The following is a 23,034-nucleotide window of genomic DNA, read 5'->3' as shown; positions in this document are numbered from 1 at the left end:
ATTTAAAAATAGTTGAAACACAACCCAAATTCTTCGTCCAAATTTATCAACTCAAATGAACAAAAATCAGATCACTTGTCAAAAACGACCAAATGCACTCACGCTAAAAATTAAAGTTCTATTATCTTAAATGACAGAGAAGTCTGAAAGGTAAAAGGCTCTAGAAAAAAGTGACGCTACTAAATCTTCTCGATATTTACAAAAAAGTATAGTGTGTATCCTTTTTTAAAATCGTTTAGAAAGCAAGGATAAATGCTATGGTGAAAAGCCCTGTCTCAGGTGTTGCGGGATCTGTACGCATTCAAAGATTGTCAGCCGTTGCTTTTGCTGCAGCAGAGGCTCATGGAAAGAGGCTAGACCATAATGGTAAAATGCGAGCCATAAATGATTTGCCACCTTTAACAACAACAGGCCTTCATCTTAGTGAATTATATCAAGCTCACGCTAAAGACACTATGAGATCAAAAAGCAAAACAAAAGCTCTCCATGCAATTATTCAGTTTCCTGCTCAATTGATAAATCATAACGATAAACAAAATATGCTAAACTATGCTAGAAAATTTATGACTTTAAAAGCTTAAGAGCAAGTGTCATCTCGTCATGTTCAAAAGCAGAGCGATATGCATTAATGTCTTTGTTTGTCATGCCATATTGGGATGCAAGTCCTCGCCAATTAGTAGCAATGATTTCAGCCATATGTGAAATTTGTGCAACGGCTTTATCTTTTATAATTTCAAAAAATAAAGAATGTTCGATTAAAGTCTCAATACTTGCAGTTGTACCAGAAATTGCTGAAATTGCTGTTTTTAGCTCTTTATGCCGCTCGGGTGCAGGATTAACATCAAAAAGCGGCGAGAGACGCCATTTTTCCTTACCCTGATAAAGGAAGCCATGATTTTTTAAATGGTCATCAACATTTGAAACAAGGATAGTAAATGCAATTCGCATAAATAATTCATTTAAATCACGTAGTGGATTATCAGAATAGGCTCTTATCGATTGTGCTAATTCCTCATAAGTTCCCGACGTCGCATCTGGTCGTTGCAGCATAGTTTGCGCTGAAATATAAGGTAAACGCCCTTTGTCATTGCGATCAAACCGTTTTATAAGCGCTACAGCATGTTTCCCATGCTTGTCTAAAGTTGCTTGTGGCGTATTGAGACCACATTGGCGAGCAAGCTCCAAAGTTAAAACTTCTGCCACTTCTACAGGCATTTGATCGCGTACTGATGTAAATTTAGCAATATATAAGATGCCGGCCTTATCAATAACCGAGCATTTTGGCCGCGCGCCTCCTAGAGACCCAGCAGCAGCTACAAGATTTGTTAACAATACATGGTCATCACCATCAAGATCATTTTCTTCAACCAAAGCAATGATGCGACGCATCTCATCAAGTTGTAAAAGTGGCGGGATCTCATCATGCTTATGAGAATGAGAGTTGGTTGCAATAAACTTACCTGTTTTGGGATCCTTTAACCGTAAAGCTCCAATACGACTAAAGTCATCAATTGCAGAAATATAATCACATTCGTTTAGAGGCGTTGCATTTGGGGAAAGCGCTCTTGCTTGCCGCCGAATAATATTTCGCCCCCAGGAATCTGGCGAAGCATCTGCAAGCGGTGGCGGTAAAGGTGAACTCATCTCGTCATCAGCTTTAAAGAAAAAGCGATTTTCGGATAAAGCTATTGCTGGGGCAATCGCAAAGCGCCGTGGATTACTCAACCAAGATTGGCTATATTGAAATGTGCTGTGCTGACGCGCACCATTGGCTTCAAACCAAAGTGTGCCTACTTCTATTCCTAAATCGCCAATACATATGTTAAATTCTGTTTGCGCCATTAAAAGGCCTCGCCATTGTCTTGCATAGTGTTTTGTGGAGCCTCTAACTGCTCAAGGTTTCGTTTTTTACTGTTTAATGAGCGAATTCTTTTAGGCAGCCTATTGGCGTCATGCACTAAGCCTATATCGTCCGAAGCCATATCAAGCATTTTGCCTAAACGGTTCGGCTCACCAAGGGTTATCAAAACCATAGCAAGAACACCTATAGATATTCCAGCTTGACCTTTTTCTAGCCGCCGTATCGTTTCCACATTTACACCTGCCCCATCAGCAAGACGTTTCTGGGTCATTTTTCGCTTTTTGCGTGCAATAGCAATATCGCTGCCTAATTTTATAAGCTCAGAACGTGCGCGGAAAGACGGAAGGTTTTGGTTTTTCATAATACCGTATATATACGGTATAATATAAAATAAAACAATATATATCCATTTTAATTTTGATACGAATTACCAGCCCGGTGATGGTGAACAGCTATATTGATAATTATCTTCATCTTTTGGTGGTGAAGGTTCGTCCGTTATATTTTTTATCTGAGCATTTAACTCAGCGATAATTTCTGGCTTTATACAATTGAGCTCATGATTATGAAATTCTTCAACTAGCTTTTCATAGTTTTTAACATCTTCGTAATATCGATCGCGAGGCTTTTCACAAAGAATAAGCGCGGAAGCAAGATATTCAACTGATTGAGGACTTTTATCTTTGAATAAATTTTTATGAAGATTTGAAAAATAGAGAAATAATTTTTGGCCTAATTTTTTTACATTCTTGAATCCTTCAATAAGTTTTGAAAGCATCTTTTTATTGTTCATGACTTGGTGGTCGATTTTCATTTCTCTCTGGTCTGAAAATAAATCTGAAAAATATCTAAATTGATAATCACGCCATTGTTCGCGTGTAATCGGAAAAGTAACGGCAAAAAATTCACCTGTTTTAGCATCAATTCCCTCCAGCCTATTATTTTTTTCATCAATAGCAGTTATTTCCATAATTTTTTTGTTTTCTGCAATTGATTGATAAAAATCTTCACGGCTGCCATGTTTAGCACCGCTCGTTTGCCAAAGAGTAAGGGTTTCTTCACATTTTCTTTCTGCTTCATGATGAATTTGTTCTAATGGTTTATTTATTTGCGCTATTTTGTAAAGCTTAGCCATTTCATCATTCATGTGTTGCCAATTTTGTAATGTAATATTTATCGCTACAATTTTTTCTTCTAATAGCTTTCGTTCTTGCTGTAGCTTTTTAATTTCATTTTTTTGGGTTTCAATTTTCGCCTCATGAATCAATTTTTCGGGTGATAGCCAATCAGGTGTTCTTGTTTTCTTTTTGGCGCCACGTTGGACATTATGGATAGCCATATCATTACGCAGATAGTCAAAAAAGGCATCTTGAAGAGCTTGCCCCTGGCCCCATAAGGTAATTGGTCTATTATAATTATTTGCAAGGATTTTTAAGTGTTTTGAAGTTGAAATAGCTAATTGTTTTCTATGTTTGGTTTCTTTTATGTATTTTGGTGCTAAGAATATATCAACGACATGTTGGCTTTTTTCATCTTGATCCATACGGTCGGCAAAAATAGCATTATCTCCAAATATCTTTTGCATAAATTTTCTAGCATAGTTTAGCATATTTTGTTTATCGTTATGATTTATCAATTGAGCAGGAAACTGAATAATTGCATGGAGAGCTTTTGTTTTGCTTTTTGATCTCATAGTGTCTTTAGCGTGAGCTTGATATAATTCACTAAGATGAAGGCCTGTTGTTGTTAAAGGTGGCAAATCATTTATGGCTCGCATTTTACCATTATGGTCTAGCCTCTTTCCATGAGCCTCTGCTGCAGCAAAAGCAACGGCTGACAATCTTTGAATGCGTACAGATCCCGCAACACCTGAGACAGGGCTTTTCACCATAGCATTTATCCTTGCTTTCTAAACGATTTTAAAAAAGGATACACACTATACTTTTTTGTAAATATCGAGAAGATTTAGTAGCGTCACTTTTTTCTAGAGCCTTTTACCTTTCAGACTTCTCTGTCATTTAAGATAATAGAACTTTAATTTTTAGCGTGAGTGCATTTGGTCGTTTTTGACAAGTGATCTGATTTTTGTTCATTTGAGTTGATAAATTTGGACGAAGAATTTGGGTTGTGTTTCAACTATTTTTAAATTTTTGAAATCCTATGTGTTAAATATAGTGTTAAATATAGTGTTAAGCCCAAAAAAAACGCTGTAAGCAATTGGTTTGTATAGGTAATTTTAGGTGCACGGTCTTTAAAATCCTGATTTTGGTCTTTAAAATCCTGATTTTGGTCTTTAAAATCCCAACTATCCACAGGGTGTAAGTGCAGGAGCCTTTTTGTAAAGCAAAAAGTCTTTAATACCACGAACCTCTTGACAAAGTCTTTAATACCACGAATATGATGATATGGATCACCAAAGCTTAACCCACCAAAGTTCAACGATTGATAATCTTCTTCCCGACCGATATCCGCAAGGAGATCTGTTTATTTGCGATATTGCCGATGCGGTTTTGAAAGATTTGATCGCTCATATGGAGCATCCATTTTACTCCCTATCAAAGAAACCTGAGACAACTATTCGCCGCTATGAACATAATGGCAATTGGATTGAAATCGTACCAAGCGTTAAGGGGCTTGCAACGATTTATGACAAGGATATCTTGATCTATTGTATTTCTCAGCTCATTGCCAAGAAAAACAAGGGAGAGCCTATTTCTAAGCGCATTCGTATTAGCGCACGTGAATTGTTAATGTTTACCAATCGAGGCACGTCAGGCAAAGACTATGCCGCTATGTGTGAGGCTTTAGATCGCCTTGATGGTACACGGATTAGAACAAATATTAAACGTGGCGATGAAGAGCAGTTTAGCGCCTTTGGCTTGATTGATTCAGCTGCTGTTGCGCGTAAATTTGGTTTGGATGGGCGGCTTTTGTGGTGCGAGGTTACCCTATCGGATTGGGTGTTTAATGCGGTTAATCAAAATGACTATTTAACCCTGCATCGCGACTATTTTAGGTTGCGCAAACCACTCGAGCGGCGCATTTATGAAATTGCCCGCAAGCATTGTGGCCGTCAGCCAACATGGTCGATTAGCGTTGAGCTTTTATATAAAAAAACCGGATCGCGCAGTAAGTTAAAACAATTTCGCTATTTGCTTAAAGATATTGCCGAGAATAATCATTTGCCAGATTATTTTTTGTCGATTGAAGAAAAAGATATGGTGGTCTTTAAAAACCGCTCTGTGGCAAAACCTGTTAATGTCGTGCCCAATAGTGATATCCCAAAGCTTGATGATGATATTTATCATGATGCACGTTTAGCAGCTCCTGGTTGGGATATTTATTTTTTAAAAGATGAATGGCTGTCTTTTTGGGATGCAACAGGTCGCCCCGTTTTACATGATCCCAATGCCGCCTTTCTTGCCTTTTGTCGCCGGCGTTATGAAAAAAATGGCAGTCCAGCATAATCATATTTTTTTATAAACGGCTGCTGTGCTAAATGAAAGCAATTATATCTCTTAAAAATTCTAGAGTTCTCGATACTTTTAATATTTCACATTTGCCTATTTAAATATAACGGTATTTACCGTTTTAGGTATTTATATATTGCGGTATTATTAATTTGCACTCAATAGAGGTTTTTTTTGAGCCTATCTTATGCAATAGAGTATGTCTTGAAGCTATTGTTAGTTAGTCTAAATCTCTCAGGTAATATATGACATCAATCGCCTATAAACCAATGCCTTTTTCACCAAAATTTACACCTATTGCTATGAGCGTAAATATTCGTATCGATTGATTATCAATGGCATTTAGGCCACATGATGAGGAATATTTATGACTGTCTCTGACCATAAATAGCCTTATAGAAAATTGGCCTCCAACAATGACAGCAAAAGAAGAAGGCTTTAAGAAAATCAACACCAAGTTTACCGCTTTAAATATTTACCATGTTACTGACTTAGGTATAAAGGTAAATACCGCTATACCTTTTATTTGTCTTTGGCCTCTTGCTTTTTTATCCACATTTCAAAGGCTTCAACCAATATTTCATTGACTGGTTTATTATAGATCGCGCGCGCTATGCGCATTTGCTTATGAATTGGTTCTGGAAATGTAATTGAAGTTTTAACCATATGCTTGTCGCTCATATTATTAGCTGCACCAACATTTGTGGTTGTTACCTGTGTAGGTAAGAAGCTTTTTGGTTTAGGTGGCACAACGGCGCGCGTTTTCTTATCGTTCATTGCTGTTCTCCGATAGTCTTGTAGCTAATTCGACAATTTCTGCCGCAAGCAAGTCTGCCTTTTCTTCTAAATAGCCAACATTTGACCCTACTTCTGATAATGCGAGGCCATAATTTTGGGCGCGTTGATAAGCGGTTTTGGCTGCTATATCTTGTTTGGCTACATGGAATTTAACGCCGTTTTGCAAATATTGTCTTGCTTCACGCACAGCCACTTCGCTTTCAGTAACCTTGTTGAGCACCATGATGATGCGATCAGGATCAATGCCCTTTTCGACAAGTTCATTGGCAAACATCAGTTGCGGTTCAAGGTCGTCAATTGGTAAACCAGTCGGCACAACAATTAAATCAGATAGCTTGGCAATTTCAAGACTTGATTGATCTGAATCTGGACGACCATCTGCAACAACAAGATCAACCATTTCACGCCTCATCATTGTTGGCATATTATAAGCCTCACCCAAAATGATCGGCTGATGACCATTTTCTTCGCGCAGCTTTGTCCATTTAAACGATGTGAGCTGGCGCGTATTAAAATCGGCAATCTTGACTGACCAACCACCAACCGCATAGGTGCGGGCGATTAATCTAGCAAGTGTGCTTTTACCGACTCCGCCTTTTTGTGACAGGCAAGATATTAGAAGCGGCATAATAGTTCCTCAATGAATCATATAGATAGCTATACCTACTTATTTAAATACCGCAATACCATTTTAAATAAATAGGTAAATACAGCTATACTACTCTTCCTTCATTTTAAACTGAATAAACCTTATGTAGAATAAAGTTTCGAAAGATATTTTTAAAATTCATCAACTGGAGCCAGCTAAATAAAAAGCGATCTTGCAGATATCCTATCATAAAACAATTTTTGAGCAAAAAATTAAATTTTATTTCGAGAATGCTTTTTGATAAAATAAAATGGCAGAAAACCGCCTACTTTTTATTAAAAATGCTTATTTATTAAAAACGGTCGTTTAGAATAGCTCATATTGCAATAATTGCGCCTATTATCTTTGCATCATTGCTGATGGTGCAAATTTAACGCTTGACAAGACTTTCTTTTTCCTCTACATATTAACTATGTTGCCTTGTATTGGCGCTTGAAGCGCAAGGTTAGGGAAGTCGTATGATTGTTAATTTAACAAAAATTGTCGATATTTTTTTAGGTTATCCGCTACGTGAATCGCCTGACCGCTTAGCCATAGGCAAGACTGCATTTATCCAACTCAAAAATGTTGATGTCGATAATGGTATTGATTGGCCGTCAGTGCCTTTACTTACTTTGCCAACAAATGCGGAAAAATATTTATTGTTGGATGGCGATGTTATTTTTTCAGCACGCGGTTTGCATGCTTATGCTTATCCAATTATTGAGCCGCCGCATTTAGCCACTTGTGCACCGCATTTTTTTATTTTCCGTTTAAAATCTAAAATAATTAGCCCGCAATTTTTAAGTTGGCAAATCAATCAAAAGCCAGCCCAAAATCTAATCAATCGTACAAAGACGGGTGCCGTAACTCCGACAATCCGCAAAGACGATTTATTAAATTTGCCTATAAAAATTCCACCATTGGCGCAGCAAAACACCATTCTTGCCTTTTATAAAGCGGCAAATAAAGAAAAGCAGATTTATCAAGGCCTAATGAATATGCGACAAAAACAGATAGATGCTTTGGCGCAGACACTAGCACAAACATAAGTATTTTATACAAAACAAGGTATCAAAATATAGATCGAGATTAGAACTACACATAACCTTCATGTGGCTTTATTATTAATTCCTTTAAAATGCTTGAGAGCTTTCAAATGACAACAATGATTAAACAAGATGAAATCAATAATAAGGCATGGGCGATATGTGATATTTTTCGCAGCAAAGTTGATCCAGCTGAATATAAGGATTACGTGCTTTCTATGCTATTTTTAAAATATATTAGTGATGTCTGGCGTGATCATTATGACGATTATCAAAAGCAATATGGTGATGAGCCAGAGCTTATCAAGGAACTTTTAAACAACGAACGCTTTGTTTTACCGTTGGAGGCAAATTTTGCCACTCTTTACAAACAGCGCTTTGAAGCAGGTAATGGCGAGCGCATTGATAAGGCCTTTCACGCAATAGAAGAAGCCAATATAAGCAAATTGCGTGACGTGTTTCGTGACATTAGCTTTAATGCTAATAAGTTGGGTGAGGAGGCGACAAAAAATGCTTTGCTTTGCGACCTTTTAACCGCCTTTGGTGATGAAAAATTAGACTTGCGCCCAAGCCGTGTTGGTAATCAAGACGTTATTGGTAATACTTATGAATATTTAATCTATAAATTTGCTTCAAATTCTGGTCGTTCAGCCGGGGAGTTTTATACCCCCCCCCAAATATCGGAATTAATGGCCGAGCTTATGCAGCCAAAACTTGGCGATGAAATTTGTGACCCCACCTGCGGCTCGGCCTCTTTATTGATGAAATGCGGCAAACGCATTCAGGCTGAGCATGATGGTGCCAAGCAATATGCACTTTATGGGCAAGAGTCGATTGGCAGCACTTGGGCGCTAGCCAAAATGAATATGTTTTTGCATGGCGAGGATAATCACCGCATTGAATGGGGCGACACTATTGGCTCACCACGCTTATTAAATAGTGATGATAGTTTAAAGCATTTTGATGTTGTGGTGGCTAATCCGCCCTTTAGCTTGGATAATTGGGGGCATGGTAAGGCTGATAGTGATAAGTTTGGCCGCTTTCGCCGTGGTTTGCCGCCAAAAACCAAGGGCGATTATGCTTTTATTTTACACATGGTCGAGGTGATGAAACCAAAAACTGGCCGCATGGCAGTGGTTGCCCCTCATGGCGTGCTTTTTCGCGGCTCTAGCGAGGGGAAAATTCGCCAAAAATTGGTCGAGGAAAATCTGTTGGACGCGGTTATTGGCCTACCTGAAAAGCTGTTTTTTGGTACTGGCATTCCGGCGGTTATTTTAATTTTGCGTAAGGATAAAAAAGATAAAAATACATTATTCATTGATGCCTCACGCGAATTTATTTCTGGCAAAAACCAAAATATCTTATCAGATGATAATATAGCTAAAATTGTTGAAACCTATCGTGCCCGCCAAAATATTGAAAAATATGCAACATTGGCAAGCCTACAAGATATGGCTGATAATGATTTTAACCTTAATATCCCCCGTTATGTCGATACATTTGAGGAAGAGGCAGAAATTGACCTTTTAGCGGTTTACCGCGAGCGCCAAAGCCTGCGCACTGAGCTTGATGGGCTAGAGCAGCAAATGGAAAATTACCTTAAGGAATTGGGTTATGAGTTTTAACAGCAAATTTAGCGCAGTTTTGGCGTATTTGATTGCGTTGGCTGCAAAAGCAGATGCACGTATCTTCCTTTATACAAAAAGTGTTTTTGCACAACCGATAAACCCAAATGAAAACGGCGGTGGCAAATGATACCAGAGGGGTGGCAAATGTATCAATTGTCTGATGTATTTCAACTGTCAAGTGGAGAATCTAAACCTGAAGATATAGTTAAGACGTACGAATGCAGTTATCCATATCCCATATATGGCGGAAATGGTATTTTGGGATATTCACGCCATTATAATATTGATGGAAATAATATTATAATTGGTCGCGTAGGAGAGTATTGCGGTGTTACACGATTAATTACTGGAAAAAAATGGATTACAGATAATGCGCTTTATACGAAATCAATTAAATTAGAAATTGACCCACAATTTTTGTTGTTTTTGCTCGTTAAGTCCAATCTATCAAAATTGCGGAACAAGGGCGGTCAACCCCTAATTTCTCAAAAACCAATCTATCATACCGAGTTAGTGTTTCCCCCTCTTGCAGAACAAAAACGGATAGCAGAGATTTTATCGACATGGGATAAAGCTATTTTGGCAACTGAAAAACTTATTGCTAATAGTGAATTGTTAAAAAAAGGTCTGATGCAACAACTGCTCACTGGCAAAAAGCGTTTGAAGGATGATAATGGTTTTTGTTTTAACGAGAATTGGCAATTAAATACCTTTAAGGAAACATTCGATTTAAGAATTGGCGGAACTCCTTCTCGCTCTAATCTGGCTTATTGGGATACCGAAAAAGTTACAAATAATCGTTGGCTGACAATAGCTAATCTACAATATCCAAAAATTTACGATACAACAGAATACATAAGCGATTTAGGAGTAACGAAAAGCAATGCAACGCTAATCCCTGCGGGAACGCTTGTGATGAGTTTTAAACTGACAATCGGAAAAATAGCTCTATTGATGCAAGATTGTTATACAAATGAGGCAATATGCGCTTTGATTATCAAGGACAGAAACTTAACAAACTGGCAATATGTTTATTATGCTTTGCAAATTGTAGATTTTAATTCGGAAATTGATCAGGCAGTAAAAGGGAAAACCTTGAATAAAGCGAAAATCAATCGCTTAAATTTATGGCTACCACCGATAGAAGAACAACAGGCCATTGCAGATGTTTTATCCAATATGGACAAAAATATCGAAAATTTGCAAGCAAAGGCAAGTGCCTTAAGGCAAGAAAAGGCCGCCCTCATGCAGCAGCTTTTAACCGGTAAACGCCGTGTTAATATAGTTTAAGAGGCTGATATGCTAAATAAATCGGATAAATTTATCTATATTAGTAGCGGTATTTCCCCAGTTTTTTTAGTTTATGCTGTAAGTTTAGCCTTTGAATGTAAATTTGAACTTGCTGCATTTTGCTCAATTGCGTTTTTATTTTTCTTTTGTTTGCTCATATATTTATTATGGCATTGCCGCAAACATTTGGAGCGTTTTGACTTCAAGATAAAAGACATAGAAACGGTCGATAGAGATCAAACCAGCTTTCTTTTATTATATTTATCGCCGCTTTTTACCGCGCAATTCAATACAATGAATTGGGGGATCATTTTCCCCACCCTATTGGTTTTTTTATTGGTTACTATTGTTAGTGCCGGCTTTTATGCAAATCCCTTAATGAATTTATTAGGCTGGCGCTTTTACAAAATCAGCACAGATGAGGGGGTTTCGTATATTTTAATAACAAAAAGAGAACTGCGAAATGCCAAGGACAACTTAAAAATTTGCCAATTAACTGAATATTTAGTGCTTAATTTTGAATAATGGAGGATAAAATGACGCTATTTGCATATTGCAAAACAATACAGGGTATTTCTATCAAGCGTATTCCGCTTGATAATCAGGCAGATCAAAAGGTTTCAAGCACTTTTGCGCAGCAAGAAACCAAGTTTCGTAAAGGCAGAGATGTTGAAGTTGCTTTTGATGGTAATTGGAAACCCGATAGCAATGAGTTAATAACACTCCCCGCCACCACAGAAGTGGTCAATTTGATAAATGAAGTTAAAAATAATCCCTTATCGATACAACAAACTGATTTAAAAAATTTTAATAATGAAGGTATTAAAGCATTATTTGTTTATGATGGGTCATCAAAATTACTTATTCAGCGCTTTACGTCTAAACAAATATTGCATAATAAAAATGCTTTTTCCTTATCAAAAAATAGTTTTACTGAAGTTAAAGCCCCTGTATTCTCGCTAGATAGTAGTATAGCTTGTATTGTAGAAGATAATTTGATTAAATTTATAAGTTATAGTAATTTACGCATGATTTTTGATTTGCTGGATTTTTTTCAAGCCGCAACCAATAATGATATTGACAGCTTTGCAAATCACCCTTCCTTATTTATATCCAAACTTGATGAATTGAAACAAGATGCAAACCAAACCATACGAAAATTGATTCATAAAGTCATGAACGATAATGTTTTACAAAATTGTAAACCTAATAAAATTGTCAAAAAAGCTAAGGCGTTAAAGCTGACACTTGACTTGACGAATGGTCAAGTTGTGGTGCCGCAAGACAAAAAATTACTTGAACAGTTTTTACGGCTTTTGGATGACGGTCTTTATGAAGCAGCATTATCTAAAAAGCGCTATATGACCAATTCTAAGAAAGGGGTTTAATCATTCTTCCCAATATTTCAGAACAATATGCGGCCCATATTCCTGCACTTAAAACTTTGATGGTTTTAGGGTGGCAATTTTTGCCGCGCGCTGCTATGCATGACTTGCGCCCCGATAATTCTAAGGTGGTGCTTGAAACTATATTATTGAAAGAATTGCAAAAGCGCCGTTTTGAGTATCAGGGGCAATATTACCCCTTATCACCCAACTCCATTAGCCAAATTGTCCGCGATTTAACCGCCCCTTTAATGGAAAATGGTCTATTATCTGCCAATGAAAAGCTTTACAATGCCTTATTATTTGGTGTTGCTGTTACTGAATTTATCAATGGTAAAAAACATGTTGCAACAATTCCAATTATTGATTGGCATGATGTTCAAAATAATTCATTCATCGTTACTGAAGAATTTGAAGTATTAGCCTTGGATGGCGTGCAAAAACGCCGGCCCGATATTGTGTGTTTTGTTAATGGCTTACCCCTTGTCGTGATTGAAGCTAAAAAGGCCGCATCGGGTAACCCCAATAAGTCAATGATTGTTGAGGGGATTAGCCAATCGATACGCAACCAAAGAAGTGATGAAATTCCCCATCTTTTTGCCTATTCTCAATTGCTTTTATCAATTAATAGTATTGATGGGCGCTATGCAACAACTGGAACAAGTGCAAAATTTTGGGCCAATTGGCAAGAGCAAGATTTTGATGAAGCTCATTTTGATCGCATAAAAAATGCGCCCTTAACAGAAATACAGCTTGCAGCATTGTTAGATGATAAGCCCAAAATAACCTATGATTATTTCAAACGCTTATGGGCAGGGTTGTTAAGCTCCACCAATCAGGATAAGTTGATTATCAGCCTGCTATCACCCGATAGATTACTTGAATTCATCCGCTTTTTTATCATTTTTGATAAAAAACTTGGTAAAATTGCTGCTCGGTACCAACAAGTTTTTGGTGTTAAAGCACTCATTAATCGTGTTTCTACAATTAATAGCCACGGGGGGCGTGAGGGCGGCGTTATTTGGCATACAACCGGTTCTGGCAAAAGTTTTACCATGGTTTATTTATGTAAGGCACTTTTGCTCCTGCGTGACCTTAGCGCCTGCCGCATTTTAGTTGTGACGGACCGCATCGACCTTGAAAACCAATTGGCACGCACTTTTTCAAGCGGCGGTGCTTTAGGGCTGGGTTTATCTCAAGATGCCGCAAAAGCCAAAGCTGCAACGGGCCGTGATCTTGCGGAACGTATAGCCAAAGGTAATGAGCGTATTATATTTACCCTTATTCATAAATTTGCTACCGCAACAAAATTACCCGAGTGCCATAGCGATGATAATAATTTAATTGTTTTGGTTGATGAAGGCCATCGTAGCCATGGCGGCGAAAATCATCAGCGCATGAAACACGCTTTGCCCAATGCTGCCTTTATTGCTTTTACTGGCACGCCGCTTTTACATAATGAAAAAACCACCAATAAGTTTGGCCCCATTATCCATGCCTATACCATGCAACAAGCAGTTAAAGATGGTACGGTAACACCGCTTCTATATGAAGAACGCCAACCGATAATTAACGTCAATGATAAGGCAATTGATAATTGGTTTGATAAGTATACCGCAAGTTTGAGCGATGAGCAAAAAAGCGATCTTAAGCAAAAATATAGTAGCAAAGATGCTATTTATCGTGCACAAAATCGTATTGAGCTCATTGCTCTTGATATTGCCACGCATTTTGATGAAAATTTTAAACAACTAAGCAGCCCCTTAAAGGGGCAATTAGCAGTTGATGGTAAAATTTCTGCCATTCGCTATAAAAAGGCTCTTGATGACACTGGTCTTGTAACAAGCGCAATTATTATTTCCCCACCAGAGACACGTGAAGGGCATGAAGAGATTAATGTCACACAATTGCCGCTGGTACAACAATGGTGGAAGGATAATATTAAGGGTAATGCAGAGACTTATGAGCGTGAAACAATTGAAGCATTTGGACAAGATGGTGCGCCGGATATTCTTATCGTGGTTGAAAAGCTCTTAACTGGTTTTGATGAGCCTAAAAATGCCGTCCTTTATATTGATAAATCATTACACACGCATAATCTTATTCAAGCTATTGCGCGTGTTAATCGCCTCCATGACCAAAAAAAATATGGACTTTTAATTGATTACCGTGGGATTTTAAAAGAACTTGATACAGCAATAGTTGAATATCATGATTTAGCGCAAAAAACTCAAAGCGGTTTTGATATTGACGATCTTAGTGGCCTTTATAGTGATGTATCAACTCAATATAAACGCTTGCCCGCCTTATTGGATAAACTTAATGATGTTTTTGTAAAAGTAAAAAACAAGAAGGATTTTGAGCAATATCGTCAACTCCTTATTCCAAGCTTTATCACTAAAGCTGATGGTTCTGTTTTTGATGAAAATCAAAAAATTCGTGAAGATTTTTATGAAGCACTGACGAATTTTGCGCTTGCTTTTAAAATTGCGATAAGTTCTCAATCCTTTTATGAGGATAAATCCTTTAGTGAAGATGACATAGCCAATTATAAAAACAGTTTAAAATTTTATAGCCACTTGCGAAAAATAGCGAAACAAGATGCACAAGAAACTGTAGATTTTAGCCTGTATGATGAGCAAATAAGAAAATTAGTTGATCGTCATGTTGTTGGTGAGGACATAAAAGAACCTGATGGCGTTTTGATTATTAGTGACCTTGATAAGCCGTCAAAGCCTGAGGAATGGTCAAAAGAAAAGTTACGAAATGAGACTGACCTTATTCGTTCACGTTTAACCAAAACGATTGAGGAAAAATTGGCGTTTGACCCTTACGCCAAAACTTATTTTTCCCAATTATTACGTAAAGCGATTGAGGACGCGAAGGATCTTTTTAATCATCCTTTTAAACAATTTAATCTTTTTGAAGAACTTGAACAAAAAATCAATAAAAATGAAGTGGACGGCATACCTAAAGCTTTAGAAAATAATCGTCGCGCAAGTGCATTTTACGGCATTTTAAAATTGGAATTCGGCGATGAAATAGATGGTGAAGAAAAAGAAAATTATATTAATCTTTGTTTTAATTTAGATGATATTGTTCAAAAGGCCGTAGCTGAAAACTCGCTCAATAGCCATAATATTGATGCTGCTATCAAAACGCAGATATTACCAATGCTATTTAAACAATTTGGCTTGGATAAAGCTAAGGAAATCCAAAATAAAATTCTTCAAATCGTGCATTTAGGCTTTCAAGGTATAAAAGACGAATGATGCTTCATCTATTTTATGGCGATCAAAAAATTAGCTATGAAATCCGCCGTAACCTTGCAATTAAAAACCGCATTCGCATTCATGTGCAACCAGATGGCTTAGTCATAGTCGAAGCACCAGAAAGTTGCGAACTCAAGGATATTCAAAATGCGGTTTTTAAAAAAGCACGATGGATTAAAAGCAAACTCGATGAATTTAAAAGATTAAAGCGTTTTGCTTTACCTCGCCAATATGTAAGTGGGGAAACCCATTTTTACCTTGGTCGGCGTTATCAGCTAAAGGTAATTGAAGAAAGCGGCCAACTATCTAAAATTACGATAAAAAGTGGCTATATTCACGTCCAGCTCCCTTATAAAGATCCATTAGCAGTTAAAAGGCGACTTATGCTTTGGTATAAAAACCGCGCTTTAAGCTATTTGCAAAAGCGTCTTGATACGATTGCCGCTGATATTTATTGGATTGATAACGTACCATCTATTAAATTGGTCAATATGCGTACCCAATGGGGCAATTGCTCGCCACAAGGACAGCTAAACTTAAACCCTATGCTTATAAAAGCGCCGCGTGAATGTATCGATTATGTTTTAACGCATGAACTATGTCATCTGCGTGAACATAATCATAGTAAACGGTTCTATGCGCTGATGGATGACCATTTACCTAACTGGGAGAAAATCAAAATTAAACTTGATGACATGGCTGAATTACTTCTAGCCTAAAATAGGCTAGAAGTATTATTATTCAAAACAATTGAGCCCCAACATTGATGTTCGATCAATCGATTATACCAAATTATCCAACCTATTATTTTAATAATTGGTCTATTAGCTGTTGGACTTTTTTGCTAAGATCAATCCCCTCTTCGGTTTCGATTAGCTGGCTCTTAAAATGCTTATCGTACCATTGCGTTTTTTGCTCTTTGTATATTATGTAGGCCTCATCATTCATCATACCCCAATGCTCCCAATAAAATTTATCTCCCCTTATAGTGAGCGTAAAATCTGGTAGGTAGGAAGTGCCATCTCCGGCGATAAGTTGTTCTTCATAGGTAAATGGAATACCAGCCTGATGAAGTAGATTGGCAATTATTACTTCAGATTTTGATCTAACCATATCTCCGCTTAAAGCTTCATGTATTTTTCCACTTTCATACCAGTCATTTCGCTGTAACAACCGTTCATCTACAGCGCGAAAACCACCAAAAATTGAAGATGAAACTAAGATGCTTTGGGAGTTTTCCTTTCTCCTCGCATCCAATATCGGCTTTATATCTCTTTCAATATAAAGGCGACAATGTCCTTTGGCGCGGGTCAATGCCGTATAAATTAGCTCTGCACTTAATGGTCTTTTGGTTGATGGTATAACAACAAAAGTTTTTTCGAACTCGCTACCCTGCGCCTTGTGAATAGATATTGCGTAAGCCAGTTCAAGGTTTTGCTCAACGCTCTCGGTTCCATTCTTTTTGGGGCAATCGCGTCCATAACTAACATTGATATGCTCTTTGCGAGCAAATTTTACTATAAACCGTTTTAAATAAGCTTTAGAATGACCTTGAAACGCCTTTTTTAAATCTTTAAGGTCAAAGGGATGTACGTTTACATAGCCAATTTCGCCATTAAAGAGATCAATTTTAGAAGATTGTTTTTTGTTAAAATCATAGCCCCAAATTGCGTTTTTTGTGGTTCTATTTTTTATTTGGATAACTTTGTCATTTAATGTAACACCATCTACCGCGCCAATTCGATTGATTATACCTTTTGTAAGAGCTGACTGAAGTTTTTCGTTTAAAGCCTCAACGCCATAAAATTCACCGCGCCGAGGTGATAAAACTTGTAATCGTTCCGGTTTATTTTGATTAACTTCTTTTTGCCAGAATTTATAAATTGGGGTGCCAATCCCCTCATGGGGAAGCTCTGCAATAAAATCGGACAAAAGCTTGCTGTTGAGATCATCAGGACTATCCCAATAAATTACATACAAATCCTCATCAATTTTACCGCCTTGATGGATTTTTTGCAGTAGAAGCTCTACCGCAGGCGCAGTTGCTTTATTTTGCACATTATCAACTAAAAATAATTCTGCCAAATCAAGAATAGCCTGCCCGTTACCATCAATCTTATTTTCCATCTGGCGCATATTTGTCTTAAGAATTGCTAGATGTTCCGCATGGTCTTTAGCTAGCCATTCAATAATATCAGAAAAAAGTCTTCCCCGCCCAATAGGGGGTAATTGATTATGATCACCTACAAGAATTAAGCGCTTCACATGAAGCCAGTTGATTGATTTCATAAAAGTAGCTGCAAGAGCTAGATCGAGCATTGAGGATTCATCAATGATAATTGTACCTTCAAGGTTACATTGCTTTCCACCTTGTCGCTTAAATGTTAAATTATCATTGAGCCAACCATTTACCGCAAGAAATGAATGGATAGTGGATACATCAATTTCCCTTGTATCAGAAGACTGAAAAATAGCACGCACACGGTCTGTTGCTTTTCCAGTCGGCGTCATAATATTGATGGGCGCGCCATCACCTTCCACTTGACGAAGTGCTGATACCAATGCACGAATAATCGTCGTTTTTCCAGTGCCGGCATGTCCTGATATTACCGAAAACGGCAATCTAAAAATTTTATCACATTGTTCTGCTTGTTTCTCTATTGCTGTTTCATATTCACTCGGTGATTTTTTTGCAAGATTTGACTCGTCATTAAATAATTCTCGTCGCCAAAACCCTTGTGGTATTGGGCGTGTTAGCGCAATAGGATAGCGATCCATAAGCCGCATCAAGACATCTTCTACCTTCCTCTCATCCTCATAAACAGATTTAAGATAAAGATATAATTGCCCATCTTTGCTTTTTATCACCAATGATTTTTCTAAAGGCTCGCGATCAACCTCAAAATACTGCTTGGTAAAATTTCGCCGTTTCCATTCTGGCATACGGTCCATACGATGATTAACTTCATGTAAAATGGTTTCAGCTAAACGAAAGGTCTGATTTGGCTCTTTGCGCAATTGTTCAACACAGAGCGAACGAAAACGACGCGGATCATCATAGAGCATGTCACAAAGCACCTCACCACCTAGCTCTGGGGATGGGAAAACACCTCGATCAATTGTGCTCCAAGCTAGAAAATCATCGGGCGTTTCGCCCCTATATAATTCACTTAATAAATATGGGTCCTCAACAATTGCGCTTAGATCATCTGGCAGTCCGTGTGATCTTCGTTTTTCGCCTAGAATTGTTTCCAACTGTTTTTTATTAAGGTCAACGCGAACAGCTACTGATTTAATGAAATTGCGCTTACTTTCATCAAGTAAAAGCCATGAACGTGATATCTTATTCAAATTTTCGCCTAAAAGATTAAGCTCAGGACATTCTTTTTTATTATCAAGTGCATTAAAAAATAGCTTGTAAGCTTTTTTTTCTTCATTTTTTTCACAAAATTGTTTTGCATTTTTAATGCAAAACGTGGCCTCAAGCCGATCCATCACCACTAATAAACCAGGATAGAGCCCGCGGCGGTGCCAAAGCTTACCAATTTGTGATAAAAGCCATTTTTCTCGTAAATTCCAGTCATCTTGGGTGTCTTCAATAGCTTTTAACTGGTAGATCACACCAAGCAATTGCTCTAACATGCCTATCGCGCAATCATCACTAAGATGACGTGCACCATACTTACAGGTTGATGGATTTTCTGGGGTAACAAGAATTTTTTCTAAAAATTCGGGTTGATCACGATAAAGATGATAAGGGATGCAAAATCCTTCATCTGGATAATGAGACGTAACATTGCGCGCCCATACCATACCATCAGCAAATCTCTCTTTTATTTTATCAATAGCATTTGGATAAGTTAAATTTTTGCCTATATTTTTTATACGAGAAACACCAATAATTACATATTTGGGATTTTCTTCCTCAGTAAACGGGTTTGAATAGTTTGCATAGTAAAAAACCAAGCTTTCATTAATTGTTAACTCTGCAAAAAATTTATTAGCGAGGTCAATACGTTTGCTATTATCAATTTTACCAGTTATTTTGACCTCGTCAGAGTACATTGCTTCATAAGGCCATGCGCAAATAGTTGCAGGTGGAATTTCCCATTCTGCACGGTCTGCTCCACCATAAAAAAACGCAGGTGGATTTGAATAGCCTTGAATTTGTTTCTCCCCAAATGCATTAATGCTATAAATGCAAGGCGGTAGATCTTTATTGCCCATATTACAAATTGACTGGCCTGCATGATCTTTTTCGAAATCTAGATTACGCTCCCGCAAAATAACATCGCCTGGAAAGGATTTAGTGCCTACACAATAAGTATTAAGCTCAGGATGGGAGCAAATACGCCCATTCCAACCATTGTCATGCCATGCAATACGTGCAGTTAAATGAGTGGTCATGTGATAAACTCCCCAAGTAATTTATAATAACTTTAAAGTAATTTGTTTGAAATTTTATTATTGGTCAATCTTATTCGGAGCAGGACAATGAGATTTTTATTAAATGATGAGCAAATGAAGCAAATTGGTGCTAATTTTATTAAAACCAATTTGGAGCCAGATTTATTCTAAACGACCGTTTTTAATAAATAAGCATTTTTAATAAAAAGTAGGCGGTTTTCTGCCATTTTATTTTATCAAAAAGCATTCTCGAAATAAAATTTAATTTTTTGCTCAAAAATTGTTTTATGATAGGATATCTGCAAGATCGCTTTTTATTTAGCTGGCTCCAGTTGATGAATTTTAAAAATATCTTTCGAAACTTTATTCTACATAAGGTTTATTCAGTTTAAAATGAAGGAAGAGTAGTATAGCTGTATTTACCTATTTATTTAAAATGGTATTGCGGTATTTAAATAAGTAGGTATAGCTATCTATATGATTCATTGAGGAACTATTATGCCGCTTCTAATATCTTGCCTGTCACAAAAAGGCGGAGTCGGTAAAAGCACACTTGCTAGATTAATCGCCCGCACCTATGCGGTTGGTGGTTGGTCAGTCAAGATTGCCGATTTTAATACGCGCCAGCTCACATCGTTTAAATGGACAAAGCTGCGCGAAGAAAATGGTCATCAGCCGATCATTTTGGGTGAGGCTTATAATATGCCAACAATGATGAGGCGTGAAATGGTTGATCTTGTTGTTGCAGATGGTCGTCCAGATTCAGATCAATCAAGTCTTGAAATTGCCAAGCTATCTGATTTAATTGTTGTGCCGACTGGTTTACCAATTGACGACCTTGAACCGCAACTGATGTTTGCCAATGAACTTGTCGAAAAGGGCATTGATCCTGATCGCATCATCATGGTGCTCAACAAGGTTACTGAAAGCGAAGTGGCTGTGCGTGAAGCAAGACAATATTTGCAAAACGGCGTTAAATTCCATGTAGCCAAACAAGATATAGCAGCCAAAACCGCTTATCAACGCGCCCAAAATTATGGCCTCGCATTATCAGAAGTAGGGTCAAATGTTGGCTATTTAGAAGAAAAGGCAGACTTGCTTGCGGCAGAAATTGTCGAATTAGCTACAAGACTATCGGAGAACAGCAATGAACGATAAGAAAACGCGCGCCGTTGTGCCACCTAAACCAAAAAGCTTCTTACCTACACAGGTAACAACCACAAATGTTGGTGCAGCTAATAATATGAGCGACAAGCATATGGTTAAAACTTCAATTACATTTCCAGAACCAATTCATAAGCAAATGCGCATAGCGCGCGCGATCTATAATAAACCAGTCAATGAAATATTGGTTGAAGCCTTTGAAATGTGGATAAAAAAGCAAGAGGCCAAAGACAAATAAAAGGTATAGCGGTATTTACCTTTATACCTAAGTCAGTAACATGGTAAATATTTAAAGCGGTAAACTTGGTGTTGATTTTCTTAAAGCCTTCTTCTTTTGCTGTCATTGTTGGAGGCCAATTTTCTATAAGGCTATTTATGGTCAGAGACAGTCATAAATATTCCTCATCATGTGGCCTAAATGCCATTGATAATCAATCGATACGAATATTTACGCTCATAGCAATAGGTGTAAATTTTGGTGAAAAAGGCATTGGTTTATAGGCGATTGATGTCATATATTACCTGAGAGATTTAGACTAACTAACAATAGCTTCAAGACATACTCTATTGCATAAGATAGGCTCAAAAAAAACCTCTATTGAGTGCAAATTAATAATACCGCAATATATAAATACCTAAAACGGTAAATACCGTTATATTTAAATAGGCAAATGTGAAATATTAAAAGTATCGAGAACTCTAGAATTTTTAAGAGATATAATTGCTTTCATTTAGCACAGCAGCCGTTTATAAAAAAATATGATTATGCTGGACTGCCATTTTTTTCATAACGCCGGCGACAAAAGGCAAGAAAGGCGGCATTGGGATCATGTAAAACGGGGCGACCTGTTGCATCCCAAAAAGACAGCCATTCATCTTTTAAAAAATAAATATCCCAACCAGGAGCTGCTAAACGTGCATCATGATAAATATCATCATCAAGCTTTGGGATATCACTATTGGGCACGACATTAACAGGTTTTGCCACAGAGCGGTTTTTAAAGACCACCATATCTTTTTCTTCAATCGACAAAAAATAATCTGGCAAATGATTATTCTCGGCAATATCTTTAAGCAAATAGCGAAATTGTTTTAACTTACTGCGCGATCCGGTTTTTTTATATAAAAGCTCAACGCTAATCGACCATGTTGGCTGACGGCCACAATGCTTGCGGGCAATTTCATAAATGCGCCGCTCGAGTGGTTTGCGCAACCTAAAATAGTCGCGATGCAGGGTTAAATAGTCATTTTGATTAACCGCATTAAACACCCAATCCGATAGGGTAACCTCGCACCACAAAAGCCGCCCATCCAAACCAAATTTACGCGCAACAGCAGCTGAATCAATCAAGCCAAAGGCGCTAAACTGCTCTTCATCGCCACGTTTAATATTTGTTCTAATCCGTGTACCATCAAGGCGATCTAAAGCCTCACACATAGCGGCATAGTCTTTGCCTGACGTGCCTCGATTGGTAAACATTAACAATTCACGTGCGCTAATACGAATGCGCTTAGAAATAGGCTCTCCCTTGTTTTTCTTGGCAATGAGCTGAGAAATACAATAGATCAAGATATCCTTGTCATAAATCGTTGCAAGCCCCTTAACGCTTGGTACGATTTCAATCCAATTGCCATTATGTTCATAGCGGCGAATAGTTGTCTCAGGTTTCTTTGATAGGGAGTAAAATGGATGCTCCATATGAGCGATCAAATCTTTCAAAACCGCATCGGCAATATCGCAAATAAACAGATCTCCTTGCGGATATCGGTCGGGAAGAAGATTATCAATCGTTGAACTTTGGTGGGTTAAGCTTTGGTGATCCATATCATCATATTCGTGGTATTAAAGACTTTGTCAAGAGGTTCGTGGTATTAAAGACTTTTTGCTTTACAAAAAGGCTCCTGCACTTACACCCTGTGGATAGTTGGGATTTTAAAGACCAAAATCAGGATTTTAAAGACCAAAATCAGGATTTTAAAGACCGTGCACCTAAAATTACCTATACAAACCAATTGCTTACAGCGTTTTTTTTGGGCTTAACACTATATTTAACACTATATTTAACACATAGGATTTCAAAA

The 23,034-nt window shown here is 37.6% G+C and carries 18 protein-coding genes; 11 read left to right on the top strand and 7 right to left on the bottom strand.

Going from position 1 to position 23,034, the window contains the following annotated elements; genetic code table 11:
* Positions 1-257: 257 nt before the first annotated feature.
* Positions 258-581, top strand: a complete 324-nt coding sequence (locus N6B01_RS15050) for a hypothetical protein (protein WP_262081003.1) — start codon at positions 258-260, stop codon at positions 579-581.
* Here N6B01_RS15050 and N6B01_RS15045 read toward each other — a convergent pair.
* The 3 genes from N6B01_RS15045 to N6B01_RS15035 all read right to left on the bottom strand — a co-directional run bounded on the left by N6B01_RS15045 (position 562) and on the right by N6B01_RS15035 (position 3,752).
* Positions 562-1,842 (bottom strand): type II toxin-antitoxin system HipA family toxin, encoded by a 1,281-nt coding sequence (locus tag N6B01_RS15045; RefSeq protein WP_262081002.1) that lies wholly within the window; start codon positions 1,840-1,842, stop codon positions 562-564. The genes N6B01_RS15050 and N6B01_RS15045 overlap by 20 nt on opposite strands.
* Positions 1,842-2,222 (bottom strand): helix-turn-helix domain-containing protein, encoded by a 381-nt coding sequence (locus N6B01_RS15040; RefSeq protein WP_262081001.1) that lies wholly within the window; start codon positions 2,220-2,222, stop codon positions 1,842-1,844. The genes N6B01_RS15045 and N6B01_RS15040 overlap by 1 nt, the downstream gene beginning before the upstream one ends.
* Positions 2,223-2,288: 66 nt before the next feature.
* Positions 2,289-3,752, bottom strand: coding sequence for a hypothetical protein (locus N6B01_RS15035; protein WP_262080999.1), 1,464 nt, complete (start codon positions 3,750-3,752; stop codon positions 2,289-2,291).
* A gap of 514 nt (positions 3,753-4,266) precedes the next feature.
* Here N6B01_RS15035 and N6B01_RS15030 point away from each other — a divergent pair.
* A complete protein-coding gene (locus N6B01_RS15030; protein ID WP_262080997.1) occupies positions 4,267-5,328 on the top strand; it encodes a replication initiator protein A in 1,062 nt (353 codons plus the stop codon).
* Positions 5,329-5,853: 525 nt separating this feature from the next.
* Here N6B01_RS15030 and N6B01_RS15025 read toward each other — a convergent pair.
* Positions 5,854-6,108, bottom strand: a complete 255-nt coding sequence (locus tag N6B01_RS15025; protein WP_262080995.1) for a hypothetical protein — start codon at positions 6,106-6,108, stop codon at positions 5,854-5,856.
* Entirely contained in the window at positions 6,098-6,757 is a 660-nt protein-coding gene (locus tag N6B01_RS15020; protein ID WP_262080994.1) for a ParA family protein, read from the bottom strand. The genes N6B01_RS15025 and N6B01_RS15020 overlap by 11 nt, the downstream gene beginning before the upstream one ends.
* Before the next feature lie 479 nt (positions 6,758-7,236).
* Here N6B01_RS15020 and N6B01_RS15015 point away from each other — a divergent pair, with 479 nt between their 5' ends.
* From N6B01_RS15015 to N6B01_RS14985, 7 genes are all read left to right on the top strand, one after another.
* Complete coding sequence (locus N6B01_RS15015) at positions 7,237-7,809, top strand: restriction endonuclease subunit S (RefSeq protein ID WP_262080993.1); 573 nt, start codon at positions 7,237-7,239, stop codon at positions 7,807-7,809.
* A 107-nt stretch (positions 7,810-7,916) separates the two neighbouring features.
* On the top strand, positions 7,917-9,431 hold the full coding sequence (locus N6B01_RS15010; protein ID WP_262080992.1) for a type I restriction-modification system subunit M: 1,515 nt from the start codon (positions 7,917-7,919) through the stop codon (positions 9,429-9,431).
* Entirely contained in the window at positions 9,421-9,561 is a 141-nt protein-coding gene (locus N6B01_RS15005; RefSeq protein WP_262080991.1) for a hypothetical protein, read from the top strand. Before N6B01_RS15010 ends, N6B01_RS15005 begins: the two co-directional genes overlap by 11 nt.
* A gap of 17 nt (positions 9,562-9,578) precedes the next feature.
* The gene (locus N6B01_RS15000; RefSeq protein WP_410007274.1) at positions 9,579-10,724 is read left to right on the top strand and encodes a restriction endonuclease subunit S; all 1,146 of its coding nucleotides are present in this window, start codon (positions 9,579-9,581) and stop codon (positions 10,722-10,724) included.
* Between the two features lie 536 nt (positions 10,725-11,260).
* Positions 11,261-12,112, top strand: a complete 852-nt coding sequence (locus N6B01_RS14995) for a Kiwa anti-phage protein KwaB-like domain-containing protein (protein ID WP_262081006.1) — start codon at positions 11,261-11,263, stop codon at positions 12,110-12,112.
* Positions 12,112-15,381, top strand: coding sequence for a type I restriction endonuclease subunit R (locus N6B01_RS14990; protein WP_262081007.1), 3,270 nt, complete (start codon positions 12,112-12,114; stop codon positions 15,379-15,381). Before N6B01_RS14995 ends, N6B01_RS14990 begins: the two co-directional genes overlap by 1 nt.
* The gene (locus N6B01_RS14985; RefSeq protein ID WP_262081005.1) at positions 15,378-16,100 is read left to right on the top strand and encodes a M48 family metallopeptidase; all 723 of its coding nucleotides are present in this window, start codon (positions 15,378-15,380) and stop codon (positions 16,098-16,100) included. Before N6B01_RS14990 ends, N6B01_RS14985 begins: the two co-directional genes overlap by 4 nt.
* A gap of 85 nt (positions 16,101-16,185) precedes the next feature.
* On the opposite strand, the gene N6B01_RS14980 is transcribed toward N6B01_RS14985, so the two are convergent.
* Positions 16,186-19,788, bottom strand: a complete 3,603-nt coding sequence (locus N6B01_RS14980) for an AAA family ATPase (protein WP_262081004.1) — start codon at positions 19,786-19,788, stop codon at positions 16,186-16,188.
* 498 nt (positions 19,789-20,286) lie between these two features.
* Here N6B01_RS14980 and N6B01_RS14975 point away from each other — a divergent pair, with 498 nt between their 5' ends.
* Positions 20,287-20,946 carry a ParA family protein gene (locus N6B01_RS14975; RefSeq protein WP_262080994.1) on the top strand — a complete coding sequence of 220 codons (660 nt, stop codon included), beginning with the start codon at positions 20,287-20,289 and terminating at the stop codon, positions 20,944-20,946.
* The gene (locus N6B01_RS14970) at positions 20,936-21,190 is read left to right on the top strand and encodes a hypothetical protein (protein ID WP_262080995.1); all 255 of its coding nucleotides are present in this window, start codon (positions 20,936-20,938) and stop codon (positions 21,188-21,190) included. Before N6B01_RS14975 ends, N6B01_RS14970 begins: the two co-directional genes overlap by 11 nt.
* A 525-nt stretch (positions 21,191-21,715) precedes the next feature.
* Here N6B01_RS14970 and N6B01_RS14965 read toward each other — a convergent pair.
* Complete coding sequence (locus tag N6B01_RS14965) at positions 21,716-22,777, bottom strand: replication initiator protein A (protein ID WP_262080997.1); 1,062 nt, start codon at positions 22,775-22,777, stop codon at positions 21,716-21,718.
* Positions 22,778-23,034: the final 257 nt, after the last annotated feature.

This window comes from Bartonella sp. HY406 (assembly GCF_025449315.1).
Lineage (GTDB): Bacteria > Pseudomonadota > Alphaproteobacteria > Rhizobiales > Rhizobiaceae > HY038.
This window is presented reverse-complemented; position numbering and strand designations above follow the sequence as displayed.